Source organism: Rhodococcus gannanensis, assembly GCF_042681175.1.
Lineage (GTDB): Bacteria > Actinomycetota > Actinomycetes > Mycobacteriales > Mycobacteriaceae > Rhodococcus_G > Rhodococcus_G gannanensis.
In genome coordinates, this window is sequence record NZ_JBHUFB010000020.1 from 675004 (window position 1) to 695721 (window position 20718).

General features: G+C 68.7%; 19 protein-coding genes. 4 read left to right on the top strand and 15 right to left on the bottom strand.

Annotated elements, in window-relative coordinates:
* A partial coding sequence (locus ACFSJG_RS23880; protein WP_378487704.1) for an amidohydrolase family protein occupies positions 1-690 on the top strand: 690 nt, incomplete at its 5' end.
* 32 nt (positions 691-722) lie between these two features.
* Here the strand turns inward: ACFSJG_RS23880 and ACFSJG_RS23885 are convergent.
* The 11 genes from ACFSJG_RS23885 to ACFSJG_RS23935 are packed head-to-tail and all read right to left on the bottom strand — an operon-like array spanning position 723 to position 14116.
* Entirely contained in the window at positions 723-2075 is a 1353-nt protein-coding gene (locus ACFSJG_RS23885) for an NtaA/DmoA family FMN-dependent monooxygenase (protein ID WP_378487705.1), read from the bottom strand.
* A gap of 29 nt (positions 2076-2104) precedes the next feature.
* Positions 2105-3127 carry an aldo/keto reductase gene (locus ACFSJG_RS23890; RefSeq protein ID WP_378487706.1) on the bottom strand — a complete coding sequence of 341 codons (1023 nt, stop codon included), beginning with the start codon at positions 3125-3127 and terminating at the stop codon, positions 2105-2107.
* A gap of 35 nt (positions 3128-3162) precedes the next feature.
* Positions 3163-4191, bottom strand: a complete 1029-nt coding sequence (locus ACFSJG_RS23895; protein ID WP_378487707.1) for an aldo/keto reductase — start codon at positions 4189-4191, stop codon at positions 3163-3165.
* 37 nt (positions 4192-4228) lie between these two features.
* Positions 4229-5449, bottom strand: a complete 1221-nt coding sequence (locus ACFSJG_RS23900; RefSeq protein WP_378487708.1) for an acyl-CoA dehydrogenase family protein — start codon at positions 5447-5449, stop codon at positions 4229-4231.
* Positions 5446-6330, bottom strand: coding sequence for an LLM class oxidoreductase (locus ACFSJG_RS23905; RefSeq protein ID WP_378487709.1), 885 nt, complete (start codon positions 6328-6330; stop codon positions 5446-5448). Before ACFSJG_RS23905 ends, ACFSJG_RS23900 begins: the two co-directional genes overlap by 4 nt.
* A 10-nt stretch (positions 6331-6340) precedes the next feature.
* Positions 6341-7579: an LLM class flavin-dependent oxidoreductase gene (locus tag ACFSJG_RS23910; RefSeq protein ID WP_378487710.1), complete on the bottom strand. Its 1239-nt coding sequence runs from the start codon at positions 7577-7579 to the stop codon at positions 6341-6343.
* Positions 7576-8832, bottom strand: coding sequence for an acyl-CoA dehydrogenase family protein (locus ACFSJG_RS23915; RefSeq protein ID WP_378487711.1), 1257 nt, complete (start codon positions 8830-8832; stop codon positions 7576-7578). The genes ACFSJG_RS23910 and ACFSJG_RS23915 overlap by 4 nt, the downstream gene beginning before the upstream one ends.
* Positions 8829-10457 (bottom strand): dipeptide ABC transporter ATP-binding protein, encoded by a 1629-nt coding sequence (locus ACFSJG_RS23920; protein ID WP_378487712.1) that lies wholly within the window; start codon positions 10455-10457, stop codon positions 8829-8831. Before ACFSJG_RS23920 ends, ACFSJG_RS23915 begins: the two co-directional genes overlap by 4 nt.
* Positions 10454-11377, bottom strand: a complete 924-nt coding sequence (locus ACFSJG_RS23925; RefSeq protein ID WP_378487713.1) for an ABC transporter permease — start codon at positions 11375-11377, stop codon at positions 10454-10456. Before ACFSJG_RS23925 ends, ACFSJG_RS23920 begins: the two co-directional genes overlap by 4 nt.
* A complete protein-coding gene (locus tag ACFSJG_RS23930) occupies positions 11374-12429 on the bottom strand; it encodes an ABC transporter permease (RefSeq protein WP_378487714.1) in 1056 nt (351 codons plus the stop codon). The genes ACFSJG_RS23925 and ACFSJG_RS23930 overlap by 4 nt, the downstream gene beginning before the upstream one ends.
* 13 nt (positions 12430-12442) lie before the next feature.
* Complete coding sequence (locus ACFSJG_RS23935) at positions 12443-14116, bottom strand: ABC transporter substrate-binding protein (protein WP_378487715.1); 1674 nt, start codon at positions 14114-14116, stop codon at positions 12443-12445.
* A gap of 277 nt (positions 14117-14393) precedes the next feature.
* Between ACFSJG_RS23935 and ACFSJG_RS23940 the strand changes: the two genes are divergently transcribed.
* From ACFSJG_RS23940 to ACFSJG_RS23950, 3 genes are read left to right on the top strand one after another with little or no spacing between them, the layout of a single operon-like run.
* Complete coding sequence (locus ACFSJG_RS23940) at positions 14394-15503, top strand: acyl-CoA dehydrogenase family protein (RefSeq protein WP_378487716.1); 1110 nt, start codon at positions 14394-14396, stop codon at positions 15501-15503.
* A gap of 60 nt (positions 15504-15563) precedes the next feature.
* Positions 15564-16649: an LLM class flavin-dependent oxidoreductase gene (locus ACFSJG_RS23945; protein WP_378487717.1), complete on the top strand. Its 1086-nt coding sequence runs from the start codon at positions 15564-15566 to the stop codon at positions 16647-16649.
* Positions 16646-17833 carry an MFS transporter gene (locus ACFSJG_RS23950; protein ID WP_378487718.1) on the top strand — a complete coding sequence of 396 codons (1188 nt, stop codon included), beginning with the start codon at positions 16646-16648 and terminating at the stop codon, positions 17831-17833. Before ACFSJG_RS23945 ends, ACFSJG_RS23950 begins: the two co-directional genes overlap by 4 nt.
* A 42-nt stretch (positions 17834-17875) precedes the next feature.
* Here ACFSJG_RS23950 and ACFSJG_RS23955 read toward each other — a convergent pair whose 3' ends face one another.
* From ACFSJG_RS23955 to ACFSJG_RS23970, 4 genes are all read right to left on the bottom strand, one after another.
* The gene (locus tag ACFSJG_RS23955) at positions 17876-18343 is read right to left on the bottom strand and encodes a PPOX class F420-dependent oxidoreductase (protein WP_378487719.1); all 468 of its coding nucleotides are present in this window, start codon (positions 18341-18343) and stop codon (positions 17876-17878) included.
* A gap of 554 nt (positions 18344-18897) precedes the next feature.
* Complete coding sequence (locus ACFSJG_RS23960; RefSeq protein WP_378487720.1) at positions 18898-19455, bottom strand: DUF1109 domain-containing protein; 558 nt, start codon at positions 19453-19455, stop codon at positions 18898-18900.
* Between the two features lie 272 nt (positions 19456-19727).
* Positions 19728-20210 carry a DUF456 domain-containing protein gene (locus tag ACFSJG_RS23965; protein WP_378487721.1) on the bottom strand — a complete coding sequence of 161 codons (483 nt, stop codon included), beginning with the start codon at positions 20208-20210 and terminating at the stop codon, positions 19728-19730.
* 77 nt (positions 20211-20287) lie between these two features.
* Positions 20288-20665 (bottom strand): VOC family protein, encoded by a 378-nt coding sequence (locus ACFSJG_RS23970; protein ID WP_378487722.1) that lies wholly within the window; start codon positions 20663-20665, stop codon positions 20288-20290.
* Positions 20666-20718 lie beyond the last annotated feature (53 nt).

Genomic DNA, 20718 nt, shown 5'->3' on the forward strand with positions numbered 1-20718 from the left:
AATCACGGCTACCTGCCCGAGCCGTTCACCATCGCCGACTACCGGCAGCGGGTCGCGGCCCTCGGGCTCGGCGTGGACGGCGGCGCGGTCGTGACCGCCTCGTATCAGGGCACCGGCCAGGACTACCTGGCGACGGCACTGCGCGAGCTCGGGCCCGGCTGGGTGGGCGTGACGCAACTCGAGCCCGACGCCACGGACGAGGACATCGTCGCGCTCGACAAGGCCGGGGTCCGGGCCGTCCGGTTCAACCTCCGCCGCAGCGCCACCGACGTCAAACTGCTGACCACACAAGCACTTCGAGCGTGGGAACTCGTCGGATGGCACGCCGAGTTCTACGTGGACGCCACTCTGCTGCTGTCCCTCGAACCGGTCTTCAAGAAGCTTCCCGCGGTCAGCATCGACCACCTCGGAATGTCCACGCGCGGGCTGCCGTACCTGCTCAACCTCGTCGACCGCGGCGCGCGCGTGAAGGCGACCGGCTTCGGGCGGGCCACCATCGACGACGTCGGCGACGCCCTCAGGCGCATCAACGCCGTCAACCCGGCCGCGCTGATGTTCGGCACCGACCTCCCCGGCACCCGAGCCCGGCGGGCCTTCGAACTGACCGACCTCGACACCATCACCGAGGCGGTCGGCGACAACCTGGACGCGGTACTGGACGGCAACGCCCGCTCGTTCTACCGGATCTGAACCACATCCGGCGACACCGGGACGCTGGTGTGTCAGGCCGACTGCTGCGCCGACTCCTCCTCGTCCGCCGTTTCCGCGCTGCCGGCGAACGGCAGTCCGAAGCGGCCCCTCAGGGTGGGCGCGTCGTACTCCCGCTGGAACAGTCCCCGCTCCTGCAGGATCGGGACGACGAGGGACGTGAAGTTCTCCAGGTCCACCGCGGTCTCCGCAGGCATGACGGTGAATCCGTCGGCGGCGCCCGCTTCGAACCACGACTGGAGGTCGTCGGCGACCTGCTCGGCCGAGCCCACCAGCAGCCGGTGCCCCGAGCCGCCCGCACTCTGGGCGACGAGTTCCCGTGGCGTCCGCGGCCCCTCCTCGATCAGCCGCCTGACTGCGGTGGCGAACCCTGTCGAGAACGCACCCGCCGGGATCGTCTCGGGGAGGTCCGATGCCGAGATGGGCTCGTCGGGCCCGACCGAGCCCTCCGGGAGTCCCAGGCTTGCCAGCAGAGCCGCCGACAAACGCTCGACGGGCAGCGTCGCGTAGAGGGCTTCGGCCCGGGTCCGCGCCTCCTCCTCGGTCGCCGCGACGAGCACGACGACACCGAGTGAGATCTTGACGTGGTCCGGCTGACGCCCCGCAGCGGCGGCGCGTGCCCTGATTCCGTTGCGGAACTCCACTGCCCCGGAACGGGTCTGGGACACGGTGAAGACCACGTCGGCGAAGTCGCCGGCGAGCTTCAGCCCGCCTTCGGACCCACCTGCCTGCACCAGCACCGGCCGGCCCTGCGGACCGGGTGGCACGGGCAACGGACCCGCGACGGAGAAGAACTCCCCGTCGTGGTCGATCCGCCGGATCTGCTCCACATCCGCGTATCGGCCTGATTCCTTGTCCGCGACGAGCCAGTCCGGACCCCAGCTGTCCCAGAGCCCGGTCACCACGTCGAGGAACTCCCAGGCGCGGCGATAGCGCGTCACCTTGTCGGGGTGATCCGGCAGGCCGAAGTTGGCTGCAGCGGCGGGGGTTCCGGTGGTGACGATGTTGACGGCGGCCCGCCCCTTCGTCACGTGATCGAGGGCCTGGAACCGACGTGCCAGGTTGTACGGCGAGTTGTAGGTCGTCGAGCTCGTGATGACCACTCCGAGGTTCTCGGTCACCGCCGCGACGTGCCCGAGCAGGATCAGCGGGTCGAGTCCGGTGCCGGGCGCCTCCTCGATCTCGCCTCGCAGGGCCGGCCCGTCGCCGAGGAACACGGCATCGATCTTCGCGTCCTCGGCGATCCGGGCCAACCGCACGAAATGGTCGACGTCGAGGTAGGCGACCGGGTCGGCGTGCGGGAGCCGCCACGCGTGGCGGAAGTGCCCCGGCGTCATGAGGGACAGGTTCAGGTGCAAACGCGTCATGTCGACAGCTCCCAGCGAGGTGACTCAGGTCAGAGGTTCAGGCCGGTGCCGTGCACACCGTGCTCGTCGATGAGCGCGAGCTCGGCGTCGGTCAGCGGCGGGAATTCGAGTGCCTTGACGTTGTGATCGAGCTGCCACGTGGAGCTCGCGCCGACCAGCGCCGACGTCACGGCCGGCTGACGAAGCACCCACTGCAGGGCCAGCTGCGCCAGCGACTGCCCGCGGGCCTCGGCGAGCTTGTTCAGCTCGGCGGCGCGCTGCCGATAGGTCTCGGTGATCGCGTCCGGAGAGAGGAAGGTGCTGTTCACCGCGCGCGCGCCTTCGGGGATGCTCTCGAGGTACTTGTTCGTCAGCAGACCCTGTGCCAGAGGCGAATACGTGATCAGGCCGAAGCCGTCCCGCACTGCCAGGTCCAGCAGCCCGTTCTGCTCGATGCTGCGGTCGAAGATCGAGTAACGGGGCTGGTGGATCAGCAGCGGAACACCGGCCGCGCGCAGCAACTCGGCGGCCTGGTGCGCACGCTCGGGCTTGTAGTTGGAGATGCCGACGTACAGCGCCTTGCCCTGCTGCACCGCGGACACCAGTGCGCCGACCGTCTCCTCCAGCGGAGTCGACTCGTCCGGGCTGTGGCTGTAGAAGACGTCCACGTAGTCGGTGCCGAAGTCGCGGAGGCTGTGGTCGAGGGAGGCCAGCAGCGACTTGCGCGAACCGCCCTTGAGGTACGGACTGGGACCGATCTTGTTGCCCGCCTTGGTCGACAGGATGATCTCGTCGCGGTAGGACGCCAGGTCCTTGGCGAGCACCTTGCCGAAGTTCTTCTGCGCCGCCCGGTGCGGCGGACCGTAGCGGTCGGCGTTGTCGAAGTGCGTGATCCCGAGATCGAAGGCGTGCAGGATGATCTCGCGCTGCGTCTCGAACGCGTAGTCGGTGCCGAACTTCTGCCACAGACCGAAGGAGAAGGCGGGCAGGTCGAGGCCCGACTCCCCGGTGCGGCGGTAGGGAACGGTCTCGTAGCGGTCGGGGTTCGCGGTGTAGCTGAGCTCGTACGTCATCGGTTTGTGCCCTTCCTGCGGTGGGTGATGTGTCTCTAGTGGCTGCTGCGCAGCTCGGACGGTTGCAGCGACGGGGTGTCGCGGCCGGTGTCTCGTTCCAGGAACTGGGTTCCGGGGTCGACGAACTCGTCGATCCGGTCGAGCACCTCGGGGCTCAGCTCCACGGTCGCCGCCTTCAGGTACGCCTCCAGATGCTCCTGGGTGCGTGGCCCGATGATGACGCTGCTGATGGCGGGATGATTCAGCGCGAAGGCGATGGACAGGTCGATGAGCGTCAGGCCGTTCTCCTCGGCCAGTCGGGCCAAGGCGTCTGCCGCCTCCAGCTTCCGCTGATTGCGCTGCTCCGCAACGTCGAATCGGCCCGGGATCAGCTCGGCGCGAGCCGATTCCGGCTGCTCGCCGCCGATGCGGTACTCGCCGGACAGCCAGCCGGCGGCCAGAGGTCCGTAGGAGAGGACGCCGACACCGTACTTGCGGACCACGGGAAAGACTTCACGCTCGGCGCCACGCACGAGGAGCGAGTACGGCAACTGCTCGGTGTGGGGGGCGATCAAACCGTGCTTCTCGGCGAGCCAGTGCGCCTCCACCTGCACATGCGCCGGAAAAACCGAGGTGCCGTAGTACAGGATCTTTCCCTGGTGGATCAGATCGTTGAGCGTCTGCAGTGTTTCGAGCAGGCTCACGCTCGGATCGGGGCGATGCGCCTGGTAGAGGTCGATGCGGTCGGTGCCGAGACGCCGCAGGCTGTCCTCGACCGCCCGGACGATCCAGCGGCGGGACAGACCCGCGTTGCGCGGATCGGATCCGATCTGCCCGTTGAACTTCGTCGCGAGGAACACGTCGTCGCGACGTCCCGCGATCGCCTTGCCGACGATCTCCTCGGAAACGCCCTGCGCGTAGACGTCGGCGGTGTCGATCGACGTGATGCCCGCGTCGAGTGCCGCGCCGATGATCCGGATGCTCTCGTCTTCCTCCTGCCAGCGTCCGAAGTTCATGGACCCCAACGTGAGGGGGGTGACCTGCACGCCGGTGCGTCCGAGCACCCGGGTGGCGTCGATGGTCATGGATGTCCTTTCACTGTGCCTGTGTGAGAGTGCGCCGTCAGAAGAGCCCGGTGGTGGGAGGCTCCTCGCCGGTGAGGTGGTAGGCGCCCGCGACCGCGGACTTCCACTGCCGAGGGTTGTGGTTCGCCGCGGTCCGCGCATTGCGCCAGTGCCGGTCGAAACCGAGCCCGCGATCGGTGATGGAGCCGCCTCCGACGTCGAAGAGCAGTTCGGTCGCGGTGAGCGCCGACTCGATCGCGACGGTCGCGGCCTCGGCGACCCCGATCGCGGCGTCGGCCCCAGCCCGCCGTACGGCGTCACCGGTGACGCCGCGCAGGTCCTGCAGCGACTCCGCAGCCACCAGCACGACCGCTCGCGCAGCCCGCGCCTTGGCACCGATCTCGCCCACCGTCTGGCGGACGTACGGGTCGTCGACGCTGCTCGCCGCCGAGCTGTGCTTGATCGGACGAGCCTTCTCCCGCACGAACCACACCGCGTCATCCAGTGCCCGCGCCGCGATGCCGGCCTGCACTGCCGCGAGGTACAGCTGCGCGAACGATCCGCCCCACGGATTGTCGGGCTGCTCCTCCCCCGTCACGGTCGCTTCGTCGTCACCGACCCACAGGTCGGTGAGCACCGTGGAACCGCTCTGCGTCAGGCGCTGTCCGACCGCGTCGAAATCGTCGAGCCGCTCGACGCCGGGCCGGTCGGCGGGGACGGTGAATCGCACGATCGTCCCGTCGTCCGTCACGGCCTGGGACGAGAAGTACGACGCGTACAGGCCACCGGTCGAGTAGTACTTCCGCCCGGTCACACGGTAGCCGCCGTCGACGCGACGGGCGACGGTCGACACGGACCCACTGGCTCCGCCGTTGCGTTCGTTGCCGGTGCCCGCGAAGAGGGCGCCGCTGCGCAGACGCGCCAGGTTCGCGTCGCGGTGCGGCAGGTCCGGACGTGAGGCGATCTGGTTGGCCATGAGGTAGGTGGGCCGCAGCGCCTGCGCGATGTTGGAGTCGGCGCGAGCCAACTCGACGACGAGGTCGGCCACATCGCGGACGGAACCACCCGCGCCACCCTCACCACGCGCGATCCCGACCACGCCGATGCCGTGACCGGCGAGCTCGCGAACCTCGTCGAAGGCGTAGTCGCGCAGATCTTCTCGCGCCCGTGCTGTCCCCGCGATCCGTTCCAGGACCGGGGAGATGGAGGCACGGATTCCGGCAACGGTCGGCTCCGGGGCGCCCGCTGCCCGCGCGGCCAGTTCCTGCACCGCGGTCATGCGGGCACCCCCGCCGGCGATGCCAGTGCCGGGACGAGTCGGCGCACTGCGTCGGCGATGCTCTCGGCGTCGCCGGTCGGCGCGACGACGAAGCCGTCGGTGCCCGCGTCCGAGGACCGGGCGCGCAGCCCCGCCGGATCGACGTCGCCGTCGACCCGGACGAGCAGCGTGACGTCCGCTCTGCGGCGGCCCGCCGCCTCCAGTGCCGCCGTGAGCGCCCCGTCGGCCCCGTCGATGTCATCGAGTTCGACGATCACCGTGTCGGCGACGGCGGCGACCCTGCCCCAGCCGAGTGCCGCGGCGTCGGCGACGACCGTGGTGGGAAGACCGCGCGTGGTTGCCGGACCGTCGAGTGGGCCGGCGACCCGGTAGAAGCGGCCTTCGTGGTCGATGGGACGAATACGGCTGTCGTCCGCGACGATCGCGGCCTCCTGGTCACCGAGGAGCGCGTCGGCGGGGAACGAGGCCCACAGCCCCGAGAGGATGCGGGCGTACTCGAGCCACCGCTCCGCCGAGTCCGTCGCCGTCGTGTCAGGCACCACGGCGTCGCTCACCTCGTCACCTGACCCGGGCCGGAGCACCAGCCCGACGCCGCGGCCGGTGGCGCGGTCGAACGAGAGCACCCGCCGCGCGAGGTTGTACGGGGCGTTGTTGGTCGTCGACGCGTCGATCACGTACGCGAGCCCGTCGTGCCTGCCCGCGAGGTAGGCCCCGGCGACGGACGGGTCGGTCGCGAGCCGGTCGTCCGCCCGGTCGAGGAGCCGAAGGCCCGCGGCGCCCAGTTCCGTTGCCGCCGCAGCGATCGCGTCCGCATCGGCCAACGAGACGTGCCGCGTGCCGGCGCGTGGATCCCCCACCGCCAGCTCGATCAGAACACTCATCGGATTCTCCTCACCCTGCGCTCACGAGTCGTTGGTCGAACACGGCCGGGACGCCGGGAAGCCCGAGCCCGAGGTGCCCACGCAGCGTGGTGCCCTCGTACTCTGTGCGGAACAGTCCCCGACGCTGCAGCTCCGGCACCAGGTGATCGGCGAAATCGTCGAAACCCGAGGGCAATACGTCCGGCATCACGTTGAAGCCGTCAGCGGCGCCGTAGCGGAACCAGCGTTCGATGTCGTCCGCGACCTGTTCCGGTGTGCCGACGACGATCCGGTGGCCGCCACCACCGGAGAGCTTCGTGAGCAGCTGGCGCAGCGTCGGATTCTCCTGCTCGATGATCTGGAGAACCACCCGGTAGAAGGTCTGCGACCCTCCCGCGAGGTCCGGATCCTTCAGCAGTTCGGCGGGAATCGGTTCGTCGTCGGCGAGGCCGTCGAGGGAGAACCCGAGCTGCCCGCCGAGACGTGCCCGCGCATAGGCGTCGGGCAGGAGGGAGTCGAGGAGTTCACGGCGCTCCCGGGCCTCGGCTTCCGTGCTCCCGAGCACCGTCGACAGCCCCGGCAGGACGACGATCTCGTCCGGGCTGCGACCGAACTGCTCCGCACCGTCGCGTAGTTCGGTCCGGAAGGCACGCGCACTGTCGATGTCCTGGTCGGCGGAGAAGATCACCTCCCCGACTCGGGAGGCGAGCTTCTTGCCGTCGCTCGAGCCACCTGCCTGCACCACCACCGGACGGCCCTGCGGCGACACCTGCTCGGTGCGTCCGGCCCAGCCGGACACGACCCGCTCCACCAGGTCCGCGGCCCGCTGGTAGCGCAGTGCGTGGTCGGGTTCGCCGGCACGCCCGAAGTTCCGGGCCGCGACCGGGCCCGCCGTCGTGACGACGTTCCAACCGAACCTGCCACCACTGACGTGGTCGAGATCGCCCAGTCTGCGGGTGATCTCGTCGGGGTCGTTGTAGGACGAGGACAGCGTTCCGATCAGTCCGATGGCGTCGGTCTGCGCGGCGATCCGTGCCAGCACCGTTGTCGGCTCCAGGCTGTTGCCGGTGCGGTGCCGGATGCTCGGATCGAGCAGTGGGCCGTCGGCCAGGAACACCGCATCCAGCTTCGCCGCCTCGGCCTTCTTGGCGATCGAGGTGTAGTGGTCGATCCCGTAGCTCGCCAGTCCGTCGGTGCCGGGCAGGCGCCACGACCCCCCGAAGACACCGGCGTTGAGGATGTTGACGTTCAGGTGCAGCTGCCTGGTCACGACTGGTCCTCTCCGGGGCGGCCCGCGTAGTAGCCGGACACCGGGCCGTTCGCGTTGACCAGGTAGTCCCCGATCACCCGTGGCTTGTAGATGACGGGGTTGTGCGACGCGAGTGTCCTCGCGTTGCGCCAGTGCCGGTCGAGGTGGATGCCGCTGCGGACCGTCGACGACCCGCCCGCGTCGAATGCGCGGTCCGCGGCGCCGAGCACGGCGTCGATGACACCCCGCTGCGCCGTCGACGTCTCGACGTACGCGTCGACGAAGTCGTCCTCCGAACCCGAGGCATGCGCGGCCTCCAGGCGCGCGGCCGCGTGCGCGAGCAGAGCTTCCGCGGTCCGCGCGCGGACGTGCAGATCGCCGATCACTGCGAGGACGTCGGGATCCTGCGCCGCGTCCTGCGTGAGCGCGTGGCGGCTCGTGCGGGTCCGGCCGCGGACGACGGCGATCGTCTCGGCGACGACGCTGCGTGCGATGCCGACCAGATTGGCCAGGTGCACGACCTGCACGAACGAGTCCAACCCGCGCAGCGACTCCCTGTACCGTCCGACCTCACCATGCTCCTCCACCGGGACGTCGGTGAATATCGTTGTTCCGCTTCCGGTCTGGCGTTGTCCGATGCCGTCCCAGTCGTCGACGTGCAGCACGCCGGGGTGGCGTGCCGGAATGACGACGAACGTGCGTCCGCCCTCTCCGTCGGATGCCGCGGCGCGGATGTAGTCGGCGAAGCGGGAGCCGGTGGAGTAGAACTTCGTGCCCGACACGACACGGTCGCCTGCGTCGGTGCGACGGACGGTCGTCGTGATCGAACCCCACCCGTCCCCGGACGCGAGTCCGGCGACCTGCGCGGACGGCTCGGACTGCGCGTTCCCGAACACCGCCCCTTCGGACGCCTTGCGAAGCCACACCGCCCGCACGTCGGTATCGGTCTCCTGCCGCAGGATCTCGACTGTCGTGAAGTGTCCACGCCAGATCTGCGGAACGTTCGAGTCGGCCTGCCCGGCCTCGGCGAGCAGCTCGAACAGCGTCGGCAGGTCGACGTCGAAGCCTCCGAATTCGCGCGGCACACGGAGCTTTCCGAAGCCGGCGTCGGCCAGGGACTGCACCAGCTCGTACGGGTGCTCACCGGTGAGGTCGCGTTCGCCCGCACCCACGGCCAGTTCGTCGAAGATCCGGCGGATTCGGACGCGCGCCTCGTCCAATGCCTCCGGCTGCGGCGGAGAAGGTCGCGGCGCGCTCAGTGGCGCTGTTGTCATGAGAGTCCTCCAGTGGTGGTCAATGCACGGCCCGCGACCGCATCCAGCAGGGCGACGGTGTAGTCGTCCCGGGGAGCGGTGAAGACGTCGGTGGCGGTGCCCTGTTCGACGATGCGACCCTGCCGCATCACCGCGACCCGATCCGAGATCGCGGCCACGACGGCGAGATCGTGGGAAATGAAGACATAGGTCAGCCCGAGCTCGTCCTGCAACCGCTGCAGCAGTTCCAGGATCTGGGCGGCGACGGACACGTCGAGCGCGGAGATCGGCTCGTCGAGCACGACAATGCTCGGTTCCAGTACCAGCGCCCGCGCGATCGCCACCCGCTGCCGCTGCCCGCCGGATAGCTCACGCGGATGGCGCGTGGCGAAGTCGGCGGGCAGCGCGGCCGCCTCCAACGCCGCCGCCACCTTGTCCGCGTTCGCACGTCGGTTCCGCCGCACTCCCCAGCGGCCGCTGTCGTCGAACGACCGCAGCGGTTCCTCGACGACGTCGAAGACACTGAACCTCGGATCGAACGACGAGTACGGGTTCTGGTAGACGATCTGCACGTTGCGCCGCAGCGGACGGAATTCGCGGCGGCTGAGCCCGGTGATGTCGGTGCCGAGCAGCGACGCCCGGCCGGCGGTCGCGGGCGTCAGTCCGGCGAGGATGCGCGCCGTCGTCGACTTGCCGCTGCCAGACTCGCCGACGATCGAGAACGTCTCGCCCTTCCTGACCTGGAACGAGATCCCGCCGACTGCCGCGACGTCGCCGTACTCCTTGCGCAGATCGGAGACCTCGATGACCGTCTCACGGGCGTCGGTCTCGGAACTTCTGTTCTCGCGCAATCCCATTCGTGACGGAACACTTCCCAGCAGCCGCTGCGTGTACGGATGCTGTGGATTCGCGATGACATCGGCGGTCGCGCCCACCTCCACGAGGCGGCCGTGCTGCATGACGCCGATGAGGTCGGACCGGTCGGCCGCGACACCGAGATCGTGGGTCACGAGCACGATGGCCGTGGACGACCGCTCCCGCAGGCTGTCGATCAGGTCCAGGACCTGCTTCTGCACGGTCGCGTCGAGGCCGGATGTCGGTTCGTCGGCGATGACGAGATCCGGGTCGGTCGCGACGGCAGCGGCCACCAGGACGCGCTGACGCATTCCGCCCGACAGCTCGTGAGGGTACTGGTGGTAGCGGCGTTCGACGTCGGTGAACCCGACGAGCTCGAACAGTTCGAGGACCCGCGCGCGGCGGGCATCGCCGTCGAGGTCGGTGTGCAGCCGCAGGACGTCCTCCACCTGGTGACCCACACGACGGACGGGGTCGAGGGAGACCGTCGGGTCCTGCGGGATCAGGCTCACCGACCGGCCCCGCAGTTCCCGCCATCCCTTCGTGCCCAGCGCAGTGAGGTCCTGGCCCTGGAACGTGATGCTCCCACCGATCACCTCACCGTTGCCCGGCAGGAGGCCGAGGACGGCGTGCCCGGTGGTGGTCTTGCCCGAGCCGGACTCACCGACCAGAGCAAGGACCTGTCCGGGTTCGACGTCGAAGCTGACGTCGTGCAGCACCGGTCGGAGTTCGCCGTTCGTGCGGTAGCCGACGCTCAGGCCGGCAACGGACAGAATCGGATTCAGGCTCATCGCACGGTCCGTTTCTCGAGATGGCGGGAGATGTGGTTGGTGGACAGGACGACGGCGACGATGGTCAGCGCCGGGTACAGCGTGAGCCATCCCCTGGTCGCGATGTAGTTGCGACCGTCGGACACCAGCAGGCCCCATTCGGGATCCGGCGGCTGGGCGCCCAGGCCCAGGAAACTCAGTGACGCGATCCAGATGATGGCGATACCCAACTGCACCGCGATCAGCGACACCGTCGGGGCCAGCGAGTTCGGGATGACGTGGCGCCGCAGGATCGTGAAGGTCGATGCGCCGCTGGTGACGGCGGCCTCGACGTAGTTGCTGGCGCGCACCCTCAGCACCTCGGAGCGGATCAGTCGCGCGAACGTGGCCGCCGACGTCAGGCCGACGGCGACGGCCGCGGGCACGAGTCCGGCTCCGCCGAGGGTGGCGGAGTAGAGCACGACGATCGTGATGGCGAGCAGGAATCCGGGGATGGAGAGCACCACGTCGATGAGGCGCATGACCACGCTGTCGACGAAGCCGCCGAACCAGCCGGCCACGGCGCCGAGCAGCGACCCGACCACCACCGCGACCGCGACCGCCAGGCTGGCACCCAACAGTGAGGCGCGGGCGCCGTACACGATGCGCGCGTACAGGTCTCGGCCCAAGAGGTCGGTGCCGAACCAGTGATCCGCGGACGGCGGCTTCAGCTTGCTGGCGTTGTCGATGGCGATCGGATCGTAGGAGGTGAACAGGCCGGGGACGAGCGCCCACAGCAGTGCGACGGTGAAGACGGTCACCGACAGTGCCAGCCCCCAGTGCCGGGACGACAGGCGGACGGCGTTCCACGCGCGGGAGGCCGGGCGCGATTCGGGTGCCGGCCCGCGGGGTCCGCTGGTGTCCTGCGGGTCGGTGTCGAGAATTTCGGGTGTGAGCGTCATGGCATGGACACCTCGAGCGGCAGTCCGCGCGGCGCGGGGATTGCGACGACTCCCGCCCCACGGCTGCTTGCGATCGCGGGGCGTACTGCCTTGCGCCGAATCCTGCTGACGCGCTGAGCTTTACCATCGACGAGAATTCGGGGATCGATGAACGGGTACGTCAGGTCGACCAGAAGGTTGACCGACACGTACGCCAGCGTCGCCACCAACACGACACCTTGGAGGACCGGAAGGTCCTGCGTGCTCACCGCGGTCACCGTCAGGTTGCCCAGCCCCGGGCGGGCGAAGACCACCTCGGTGACGACCGAGCCGGCGATCAGCTCGCCGCAGGCCAGGCCGAGGAGCGTCAGCACCGGAAGCGATGCGTTCCGCAGGACTCCACGGCGGAAGATGTATCTCTCACCTGCGCCCCGCGCATGCAGGACGTGCACGAAAGGCTGATGCCGAACCGAGGCGATGGAGGTGCTCAGCACCTGCGCCAGCGGAGCCGCGATGAGGATTCCCAAGGTCGCCGCAGGCGCGAGCAGCGCCACGAACGAACCGTCGTCGGTGGCCGGAATCACGTGGATTCCGAACGAGAGGAACTGCAGGGCGAGGATTCCGACCACGAACGTCGGGACCGAACCGAACAGTGCGGGTACCGAACCGACAGCACTGCGCAGCCACTCCCAGGGCGCATAGTTGACGGCGACCGCGAGGACACCGGACAACACGATTCCGAAGACCAACGCCAACCCGGTGAGCGCGAGCGTGCTCGGCAACACGTCACCGATCAGTTCGGTCACACTCGTTCCCTTGGTGAGCGACATTCCCAGATCGCCCCGGAGGGCGGCCGTGAGGCTGCTCACGTACTGCTCCCACAGTGACCGGTCGAGTCCGTAGTACTCGATCAGCGCCTGCGCCGACTCCGGGGAGATCTGCGCGTCCGGGTTCTGGACCCGGTTCGTCACCGCGTCGCCGGGCAGCGCGCTGAGAAGCAGGAAGGCCAGCGAATAGGCCGCCCACAGCACCAGCACCGCCTGCGCGATCCGCTTCAGGACATAGTTCCGCATCGCCGGCGTCCCCCTACTCCGAGATCCAGGTGTCGTAGAGCCACGACCTGGCGGTGGATTCGGTCGTGAACCCGTGGATGTTCGGCGCGAGACCGAAGACCTGCGTCTCGTCGTACAGCGGAATCGAGTAGCCCTCGGAGAAGATGCGGTCCTCGATCGCCTGAATCGCGTTCTTGCGCTCGGCCGGATCGAAGGCGGACGACTGCGCCGCGAGGAGTTCGTCGAGCGTGCGATCCGGCGCGACGTTCTTCGTCACGTTCTGCCGATCGGTGCCGTACGAGGTCCGCAGCACGGACGGCTCGGCTGTCGACGTCTGCCCCTGCGTGAAGTAGAAGTCCGGTGCCGATGCCAGCTGCGACTCGTACTCCGTCAGCGACGGGCTGGTGATGACGATCTCGATGCCCGCCTCCTTCCACTGCGACTGCAGCACTTCGAGGACCGGCTGGGACACCTGGTAGTACGGCGCGACACGGATCGCGAACGACAGCCGCTTTCCGTCCTTCTCCCGGATGCCGTCCGAACCCGGATTCCAACCCGCCTCGTCGAGCAGCGATTTCGCCTTGTCGAGGTCGTACTCGAGGTAGCTGCCGGAGTCGCCGCGCAACGGCGTGCCTGCCACGAGGGCGCTGCTCGGCACGCCGTAGTTGGGCGACAGCACCGCCTCGTTGATCGCCTGTCGGTCCGTTGCCGCCTGCAGTGCCAGGCGCACCTTCTTGTCCTGGGTCGGTGACTGCGGGTCGAACAGGCGCAACGTCAGGTCGTTGACCTCGCCCTGCACCGCGATCGGCAGCAGGACGCCACCTCCGGCCGTCACCGTCTCCTCGTCGTAGGGAGCGATGTTGCGGGCGATCTGAGCCTCGCCCGACTGCAGCGCACCCACCCTCGTCCCCGCCTCGGGAACCGTCTTGAAGACGACCCGCTCCAGGTAGGCGGGGCCGGTGTGGCCGGCGCCCTCGGGCGCCCAGTTGTAGTCCTCGCGCCGCTTGAGGGTGACCCCGGTGGTGCCATCGACCGATTCGACGACGAACGGCCCTGTCCCGACCCAGTTTCGGAGGTCGCTCTGCCCGTTGAGGTCGCGTTCGATGGTGGACTTCCCGAGAATCGAGCTGGCGCGGTAGTTGGAGAGGATCTGGATGAACCCGGCGTTCGGCTTGGACAGCCGGACCACGACGGTGCGGTCGTCCGGGGTTTCGGTGCCGGCGTAGTCGGTCCAGAACGGATCCTGGGTGATTCCGCGCGCCGGATCACCGGTGCCGTGCTGGTCGAAGTTCAGCTTGACGATCTCGGAGTTCAGCGGGGTGCCGTCGCTGAAGGTCACGCCCTCACGGAGCGTGAAGGTGTACGCGAGGTGGTCGTCGCTGACCTGGTACGACTCGGCCAGCCACGGCCGGTACTCACCCGTCTCGGGATCCTGCCAGATCAGTCGCTCACCCAAGTTGTTGGTGACCTGACTGTTGGACCACAGCGAGTTGGTGGGCTTCCAGGCCGCGTACTCGACGGGGTCGTAGAAGGTGAGGGTTCCGCCCGACACCGGGGGTCCCGCGTCTGTGGCCGGCGCCGACGACGCCCCTCCGCCGCACGCGGCGAGTGACGCCGCGACCACCACAGCCGACACGGACGAGACCGCTGTGCGACGGAATCTCTTGGCGAGCAACAGTGCTCGCCCCTTCTCGTGAATAGCGTTCATTGTTCTCATCAGGGCGTTCTCTTCGAGGGGTGAGGGGAGGCCGGAGGCTGCGCAGACCGCACGGCCAGGAGAGGCCGGATGCGGCGCGGTCGCATCGGTGTTCGGAGCACACCCAATCACTCGCGAACTTTCCGGTCATCGCTTCAGTTCACGCTGATTCCAAAGGTGATCAACAAAAGCTGCACCGCAGTAGCTTTGGCTGCATCGTCAAGCACCGTGTCTCGCGCACGCTGTGCCATGTGCACACCCCGCATCGGCCAGGAGAGGACTCGCTTCCATGACAGTCGCCGACGTCACCACTCGGACGGCGGCCGAGGCGGTCACGGCCGCAGACGCCGATCCGTTCGTCGCCCGCGTCGCCCACTACGCCGAGACCGTCCTTCGACCCACCGCGCTGGAGACCGACCGGACCGGTGTCGACGCCGAGCGGATCGCGGAGTTCTCACGAAACGGCCTGCTCAACCATGCCGCCTCCGCACAGTTCGGCGGCGCGGGGATCGACCGGGGCGGCGACCGCCGCCTGCACGAGATCCTGTCCGGCGCGTGTTTCAACACCTGGCTGGTGTGGGCACAACACGCTCCGATCGTGGGCCGCCTCACCGAAACCCTGGCCAAGGGCACCGAGCTGCCGGAGATCGGCTACGAGATCCTCCGTGGCCGTGTGCTTCTCGGTGCCGCCGTCAGTGACGTGCGGCGGTTCCCACGTCACTACATCGCCGCGACCCGGACCTCCGGCGGATGGACGTTCTCCGGAACCGTCTCGTGGGTGAGCGGCTGGGGCCTGAACACGGTCCTCACCGTCGCCGCCGTCGAGGCGTCGACCGGCACCGTGGTCACCGCACTGGTCCCGGTCGGCGACCGGACCCGGGCCGAGCCCCTCGGTCTGAGCGCCGTGGCGGGGAGCCGCACCGAACAGGTCGTCCTCGACGATGTCGAGGTTCCCGACGTCAACGTCATCGGCACAGAGCCCCTTTCCGACTGGCGCAACACGGATCTCGGAACGTCGAGCGATGCCAGGGCCCACCACTTCGGGCTCGCCGAGTCCGTACTCCGCGAGCTCGAACAGACGCGGAACCAGCTCGCCGGGGACGTCGCCGCGGCGTGGCGACCTCGCGTCGCGCAACTGCGAACCGATGCGTACGCGCTGGCCGACGAGGCCCAGGCGACCCGCGACGGCCGGCATCGGATCGGCGAGCGGCTCGCGACGAAAGCCGCCAGCGGAGAAGCGCTGACCACCTTGACCCGAGCACTCGTCGTCGCACGCGCGGGCCATGGCATCCGGCTCGACGACACCGCGCAGCTGTACGCCCGATCGGCGCTCTTCGTCCTCGTCCAGGGACAGACCACCGACGTGCGAGACGCACAGCTGACCCGACTCGCGCGCTGAGCGGCCCGGGCACACGAGCTCAGCGCAATCCCGCTGGGCCCACACCGATCAGGAAGACCGATGAGCTCCGAATTTCTGTGGTACATCCCGAATCAGACCGACCCCGGACACCGGGGCGACGACACGGTCGACGGCCACAACAGCCTCGACACCCTCACCCGGCAGGCGCTCGCCCTGGAGCGACACGGCTTTGCGGGGGCTCTGCTCGGCGCCGGCTGGGGCCGGCCGGACACCTTCACCGTCGCCACCGCCCTCGCGGCTCGCACCACCTCGTTCGAGCCGCTCGTCGCGATCCGGCCAGGTTACTGGCGGCCCGCCAATTTCGCGGCGGCGGCAGCGACTCTCGATCACCTCACGAACGGGCGTCTTCGCATCAACATCGTTTCCGGCAAGGACGACCTCGCCGCATACGGCGACAGTGAGGGCGACCAAGCGGACCGGTACGCCCGCACCCGCGAGTTCCTGCAGTTGGTTCGCAGGCTCTGGACCGAGGAGGGAGTGACGTATCACGGCGAGCACTTCCAGGTCGAAAACTCCACCGTGGCTCCGCGTATCGAGCCGCGGCAGGGCCGTCGCCATCCCACGCTGTACTTCGGCGGGGCGTCGGAGGCCGCCGAGCGCGTCGCCGCAGCCGAGGCCGACGTCCAACTGTTCTGGGGCGAGCCGCTCGACGGTGTCCGCGAACGCATCGAGCGGCTCAGGGCGCTCAGCGAGGAGATCGGGCGGGAACATCCGCCCCTCGAATTCGGGCTGCGGATCACGACATTCGTCCGAGAGACCTCCGAGCAGGCGTGGAGGGACGCCGAAGCGAGGGTCGCGGAGATGGCGGCGCTGCAGGCGAACTCGGCGAGCACCCAGCCTGCCGAGGGCACCAATCCGCATCGGCGAAGCGCGGTCGGACAGCAGCGACTGTTCGACCTGGCGGAGCGTGGCGACGTCCTGGACGACAACCTCTACACCGCACCCGGCAGATACGGCGGAGGCGGCGCCGCGACCACCTGGCTGGTCGGCTCTCCGGAGGACGTCGCGAAGTCCCTCCGCAAGTACCAGGATCTCGGGATCACCCACTTCGTCCTGTCCGACACCCCCTACCTGCGAGAGATCGAGCGCCAGGGCGAGCACCTGTTGCCGTTGTTGCGCGGATGACGACGGACACCCGCACTCCACACCTCCTCGCTCCCACCTCCCGGCGTCTCCTTGTCGCCGTGTTCTCGCTGACCAGCACCATCGGCTATGTCGCGATGGTGCAGATCCTCCCCGTCGTGCTCATCCCCATCGCCGACGAACTCGGGACGTCCCGCACCGCGATCGCCGGGGCGTCCACCGTGTCCACCCTGATGGGTGCGCTCGTCGCGATCCCCGTCGGTCGCATCCTCGATCGCCACGGCGGACGCCTCGTCATGACGGCCGGATCGATCATCGGGGCCGCGGCCGTGCTGCTGTGGTCGCAGGTGACCTCGGTGGCGCTGCTGTACGTGGCGTTCGCGCTGATCGGCATGTCGCTTGTGATGTCGACCTACGAAGCAGCCTTCGCGGTGTTGGTCGTCGCGACCGAGCCGTACGAGCGCGACCGGGCGATCCTGATGGTCACCATGATCGCCGGGTTCGCCACCTACCTGGTGTATCCGGTCCTGGGCTGGATGAACTCCGAACTGGGCTGGCGCACCACGCTCGTCGTACTCGCTGTCACGCTGGCCGTCACCTCCGTACCAGCGCACCTGATCGCCATCCCGTCACGAGCGGCCCACGAGAGCCACGCGCGCGCACGCAGCGGTGTCCCCATCGGCTCGGCGCTGCGGCAGCGGCGGTTCTGGCTCCTGCTGATCGCCTTCGTCGCGCAGGCCGGTGCGGCCTCCGCCTTCCTGCTGCTCGTGGTGACCTATCTGCTCGACATCGGCCATTCGACAGCCGTCGCGACCGCGGTGCCCATCGCCGTCGGGGCGCTGCAGATCCTGTCCCGGCTGATGCTGACGACGGTGGCCCGCCGGGTACCCCTCGCCCCCGCGACGGCGTTCGCATTCGCGGTACAGGGCGCGGGGCTGTTGCTGCTGCCGCTGGCCGGGTTGTCGATCCCTCTCACCCTGCTGTGCGTCGCGGCGGTGGGACTGGGACAGGGCGTCGGCGTCATCGCCCGTCCGTCGATCCTGGCGGACAGCTTCGGCGTCGCGCACTTCGCCAGTGTCCTCGCCGCCATCACCGTCCCCATGGCCTTGGCCCGGGCGGGGACGCCACTGGTCGCGACGTGGCTCGGAGACTGGCGCTTCCTCGCGGTGTGCGGGGTGGTGTCGATCCTCGGGGCCCTCGCACTCGTGCCGCTGATCAAGCGGTGATGCAGCGGACCCCAGGACGGCACGGGTGGCCACCAGCCCTGGTCACCCCCCGGCTGCGCTCGGCGGAAATCCACCTGTCGCGACGGGACCCCAGTGGGTGATCGCGACGCGGATCAGCGACTTGCCCTGCTTGACCATCGCCTCGCGGTACTCGTCCCAGTCGGGGTGCTCGCCGGCGACGGACCGGTAGTAGTCGACGAGCGGTTCCACGGAGTCCGGGAGGTCGATGACCTCGGCGGTGCCGTCGATCTGCACCCACGCGTCGTCGAAGTCCGCTCCGAGCGAGATCAGCGACGCGGCCGTCCGGCGACGCAGGTTCACCGCCTTGGCGCGGTCGGGGTAGGTCGAGACGAGGACGTGGCCGTCGGCATCGACGCCGTAGGTGACAGGGCTGAGCTGGGGCGAGCCGTTGGATCGAGTGGTCAGCAGGACGCCGTTACGGCGGCTGCGCAGGAAGTCGAGCAGTTCGGCGCGGTCGACTCGGTCTGCCGTCGCGATCCTGCGTGCCATGTGTCGCCTCCAGTCTTCTCGGGTCACCCCAGTATCGCGCAGGCGGGCTTGTGCAGAGGTGTTCACCAATGGCGGCTCCCGCAGGGCTGCATCGGGACCGCATTGGACTACCGGTCGGCAATCACACCTCGCGGCGGCTCGAAATCACACCCCGCAGGCTTTGTATCTCTCGTTCGGCAGCCGATGGTTCCGAACGTCGGGGCCAACAGGCGGCGAGTGCACCGACCAGTGGCCCAGGCGATGTTCCTGCGGGGGAAGGCGACGGGGAGCGTCACTGCTCGATCGCGCCGGAAGTGGGCTCATCGTGGCCTTGCTGCTGCCGGCGGCCCTGTGCCTGCTTGACACGCGACTGGGTCGGACCCGGGATCGGTCTCGCAACTCGTGATCTGGTACGTACGCCACGACATCATCCAGGTTGCGATCAGCGCGAGTAGCCCACTCCGAGGGCGAGGAGTGCCCAATAGAGGCGAATGTTCCTCGTGCGGTGAGTTCGTCATGATTCATCCGGAATCCGGTGGACACACCGCCTCTCGGCACTGCACCGCCGTCCGGGTTCAATCCCGCCATACCGAGGTGAACTCATACCACGGCCCGTCGATGTGCTCCGACTCGATCGTTTCGATTCCGGCCTCTCTCGGTGGCGGACCTGCGGGGGAGTACACCCACCCTCCCGACACCGTCAGGAAGACCTGTTCGGAGTCATAGAAGTAGACGGCTCCGTTGTCGCCGCGTTGTATCCGTGAGATCGCGTAGTGCCCTACCTGCACATCGAAGGCGTGCGGCTGGCTGGACGAGAGAAGGGTCCGGGCGGCGGCGTCGAAGTCGCCGCGCGAGGACTCGAACGACGGGGTGGGGATCAACAGGATCAGTGCAGCCGCAACCGCGACTGCGATCGGGGCGGGCGCTATCCACCACGACCACCGTCGGTCGCGGCCGACGATGTACAGGGTCTTGATCGCCCACACCAGACCGACGACCAGGAGAAGGACCACGAGTGCGAGTGCGACAGCAGAATTGGTGAACGCGTCGACGCCGCGTCCCCGACCCGGCCACCAATCCACCACCGCGAAAACGAGACCCGTCGACAGGATCACCGTCAACGTGGCGATCATCAGCCTCGGTGGGCGGGCTGGACGCTCGATCGGATCTCGCAGCACCAACGGTTCCCGCGGCGCGGCGCGTCGGGTGCGGGCAGCGGCGGCTCGGTCATCGCACCAGTCTGCCAGCGCTGACTGGTGCGTCCTTGCCGACTCTGTGGTCGGTCCTGTGACTTCGGCAGCGGATCTACCGGCAGGCCCTCTTGGGCGGTGGTGCGTTCCCGACTGGGTCCGACTCGCCGACCGCTACGGCGGTGTTCACCTCACGGTGGCGGGTTGTCTCGTGGTCAGGTGAGGGTCACTGCCGCGAGCCAGACACCCGATGCGAGCAACGCTCCCAGCAACTCCACGAGAATCGACAGCCCGACCGCCTTGGTCGCGTGCACCGTGGCTCGCCACGCGTCACGGTGGGTGCGGTGCCGCTGCGCTTCGGACAGGTAGGTGCCGAGCAGGAACCCGACGAACAGGCCGACCACCGGAATCACGAAGAACCCGACGATGCCGAGCAGCCCGCCGATCACCAGTGACCGGTTCGGGACCCCCGCGTCGCGGAGCCGTTGCCCCGGCCAGGTGTACTTCACCACCCCCGAAACCACGAGAAGCGCTGCCGCCACACCGAACACGGCCCATCCCGTGGAAGTGCCGACGACGATCGCCCACACCGCGATCGCGCCGAGCACGAGCAGCGATCCCGGCAGGATCGGCAGGACGATGCCCACCAATCCGACCAGGATCGCCAGTCCGACCAGAATCTCTCCACCCGCGCTCACGGGCGTCACTGTGCCAGACGCTGATTGCCTGTGCGCTCAGCTGCGACGAAACCCCCACGGAGCGACGGTCGCTCCCCTCAGGGCGCCTGATGCAGAGAAAGCACGTTGCCGTGCGGATCACGGAACCACGCGATGCGGGTGCCGTCCGGCGCGGTCCACGCCAGATGCTCGTCCTGGTCCATGCCCATGTAGTCGAGGAACTCGATGCCTCGGGAGCGGAAGTCGTCCACGGTGGCGTCGAGGTCGGCGCAACGCCAACCGAGGACCGTGTAACCGGCCTCGGAGACGGACTGGACCAGCGTGACGCGCAACGGCGCGCCCCCACCACCGTCGAGGACGAGTGCGAAGGGTGTTCGTTCCCGCAGCGTCAACCCGAGGGTGTCGACGTAGAACATCGCCGAGACGTCCAGGTCGGTACTGGGCACGAAGGCCACGAGTTCACCGGGAAAGCTCATGGATCCACTGTGCGCGGACCGGTCGCCGTGGGCAACAGGTGTCCGAATCGTGA

Coding starts and splice junctions, on each gene's coding strand:
- ACFSJG_RS23885 (WP_378487705.1), bottom strand. CDS start 2,075: ATGACGCGTTTGCACCTGAACCTGTCCCTCATGACGCCGGGGCACTTC.
- ACFSJG_RS23890 (WP_378487706.1), bottom strand. CDS start 3,127: ATGACGTACGAGCTCAGCTACACCGCGAACCCCGACCGCTACGAGACC.
- ACFSJG_RS23895 (WP_378487707.1), bottom strand. CDS start 4,191: ATGACCATCGACGCCACCCGGGTGCTCGGACGCACCGGCGTGCAGGTC.
- ACFSJG_RS23900 (WP_378487708.1), bottom strand. CDS start 5,449: ATGACCGCGGTGCAGGAACTGGCCGCGCGGGCAGCGGGCGCCCCGGAG.
- ACFSJG_RS23905 (WP_378487709.1), bottom strand. CDS start 6,330: ATGAGTGTTCTGATCGAGCTGGCGGTGGGGGATCCACGCGCCGGCACG.
- ACFSJG_RS23915 (WP_378487711.1), bottom strand. CDS start 8,832: ATGACAACAGCGCCACTGAGCGCGCCGCGACCTTCTCCGCCGCAGCCG.
- ACFSJG_RS23920 (WP_378487712.1), bottom strand. CDS start 10,457: ATGAGCCTGAATCCGATTCTGTCCGTTGCCGGCCTGAGCGTCGGCTAC.
- ACFSJG_RS23925 (WP_378487713.1), bottom strand. CDS start 11,377: ATGACGCTCACACCCGAAATTCTCGACACCGACCCGCAGGACACCAGC.
- ACFSJG_RS23930 (WP_378487714.1), bottom strand. CDS start 12,429: ATGCGGAACTATGTCCTGAAGCGGATCGCGCAGGCGGTGCTGGTGCTG.
- ACFSJG_RS23935 (WP_378487715.1), bottom strand. CDS start 14,116: ATGAACGCTATTCACGAGAAGGGGCGAGCACTGTTGCTCGCCAAGAGA.
- ACFSJG_RS23940 (WP_378487716.1), top strand. CDS start 14,394: ATGACAGTCGCCGACGTCACCACTCGGACGGCGGCCGAGGCGGTCACG.
- ACFSJG_RS23945 (WP_378487717.1), top strand. CDS start 15,564: ATGAGCTCCGAATTTCTGTGGTACATCCCGAATCAGACCGACCCCGGA.
- ACFSJG_RS23950 (WP_378487718.1), top strand. CDS start 16,646: ATGACGACGGACACCCGCACTCCACACCTCCTCGCTCCCACCTCCCGG.
- ACFSJG_RS23955 (WP_378487719.1), bottom strand. CDS start 18,343: ATGGCACGCAGGATCGCGACGGCAGACCGAGTCGACCGCGCCGAACTG.
- ACFSJG_RS23960 (WP_378487720.1), bottom strand. CDS start 19,455: ATGATCGCCACGTTGACGGTGATCCTGTCGACGGGTCTCGTTTTCGCG.
- ACFSJG_RS23970 (WP_378487722.1), bottom strand. CDS start 20,665: ATGAGCTTTCCCGGTGAACTCGTGGCCTTCGTGCCCAGTACCGACCTG.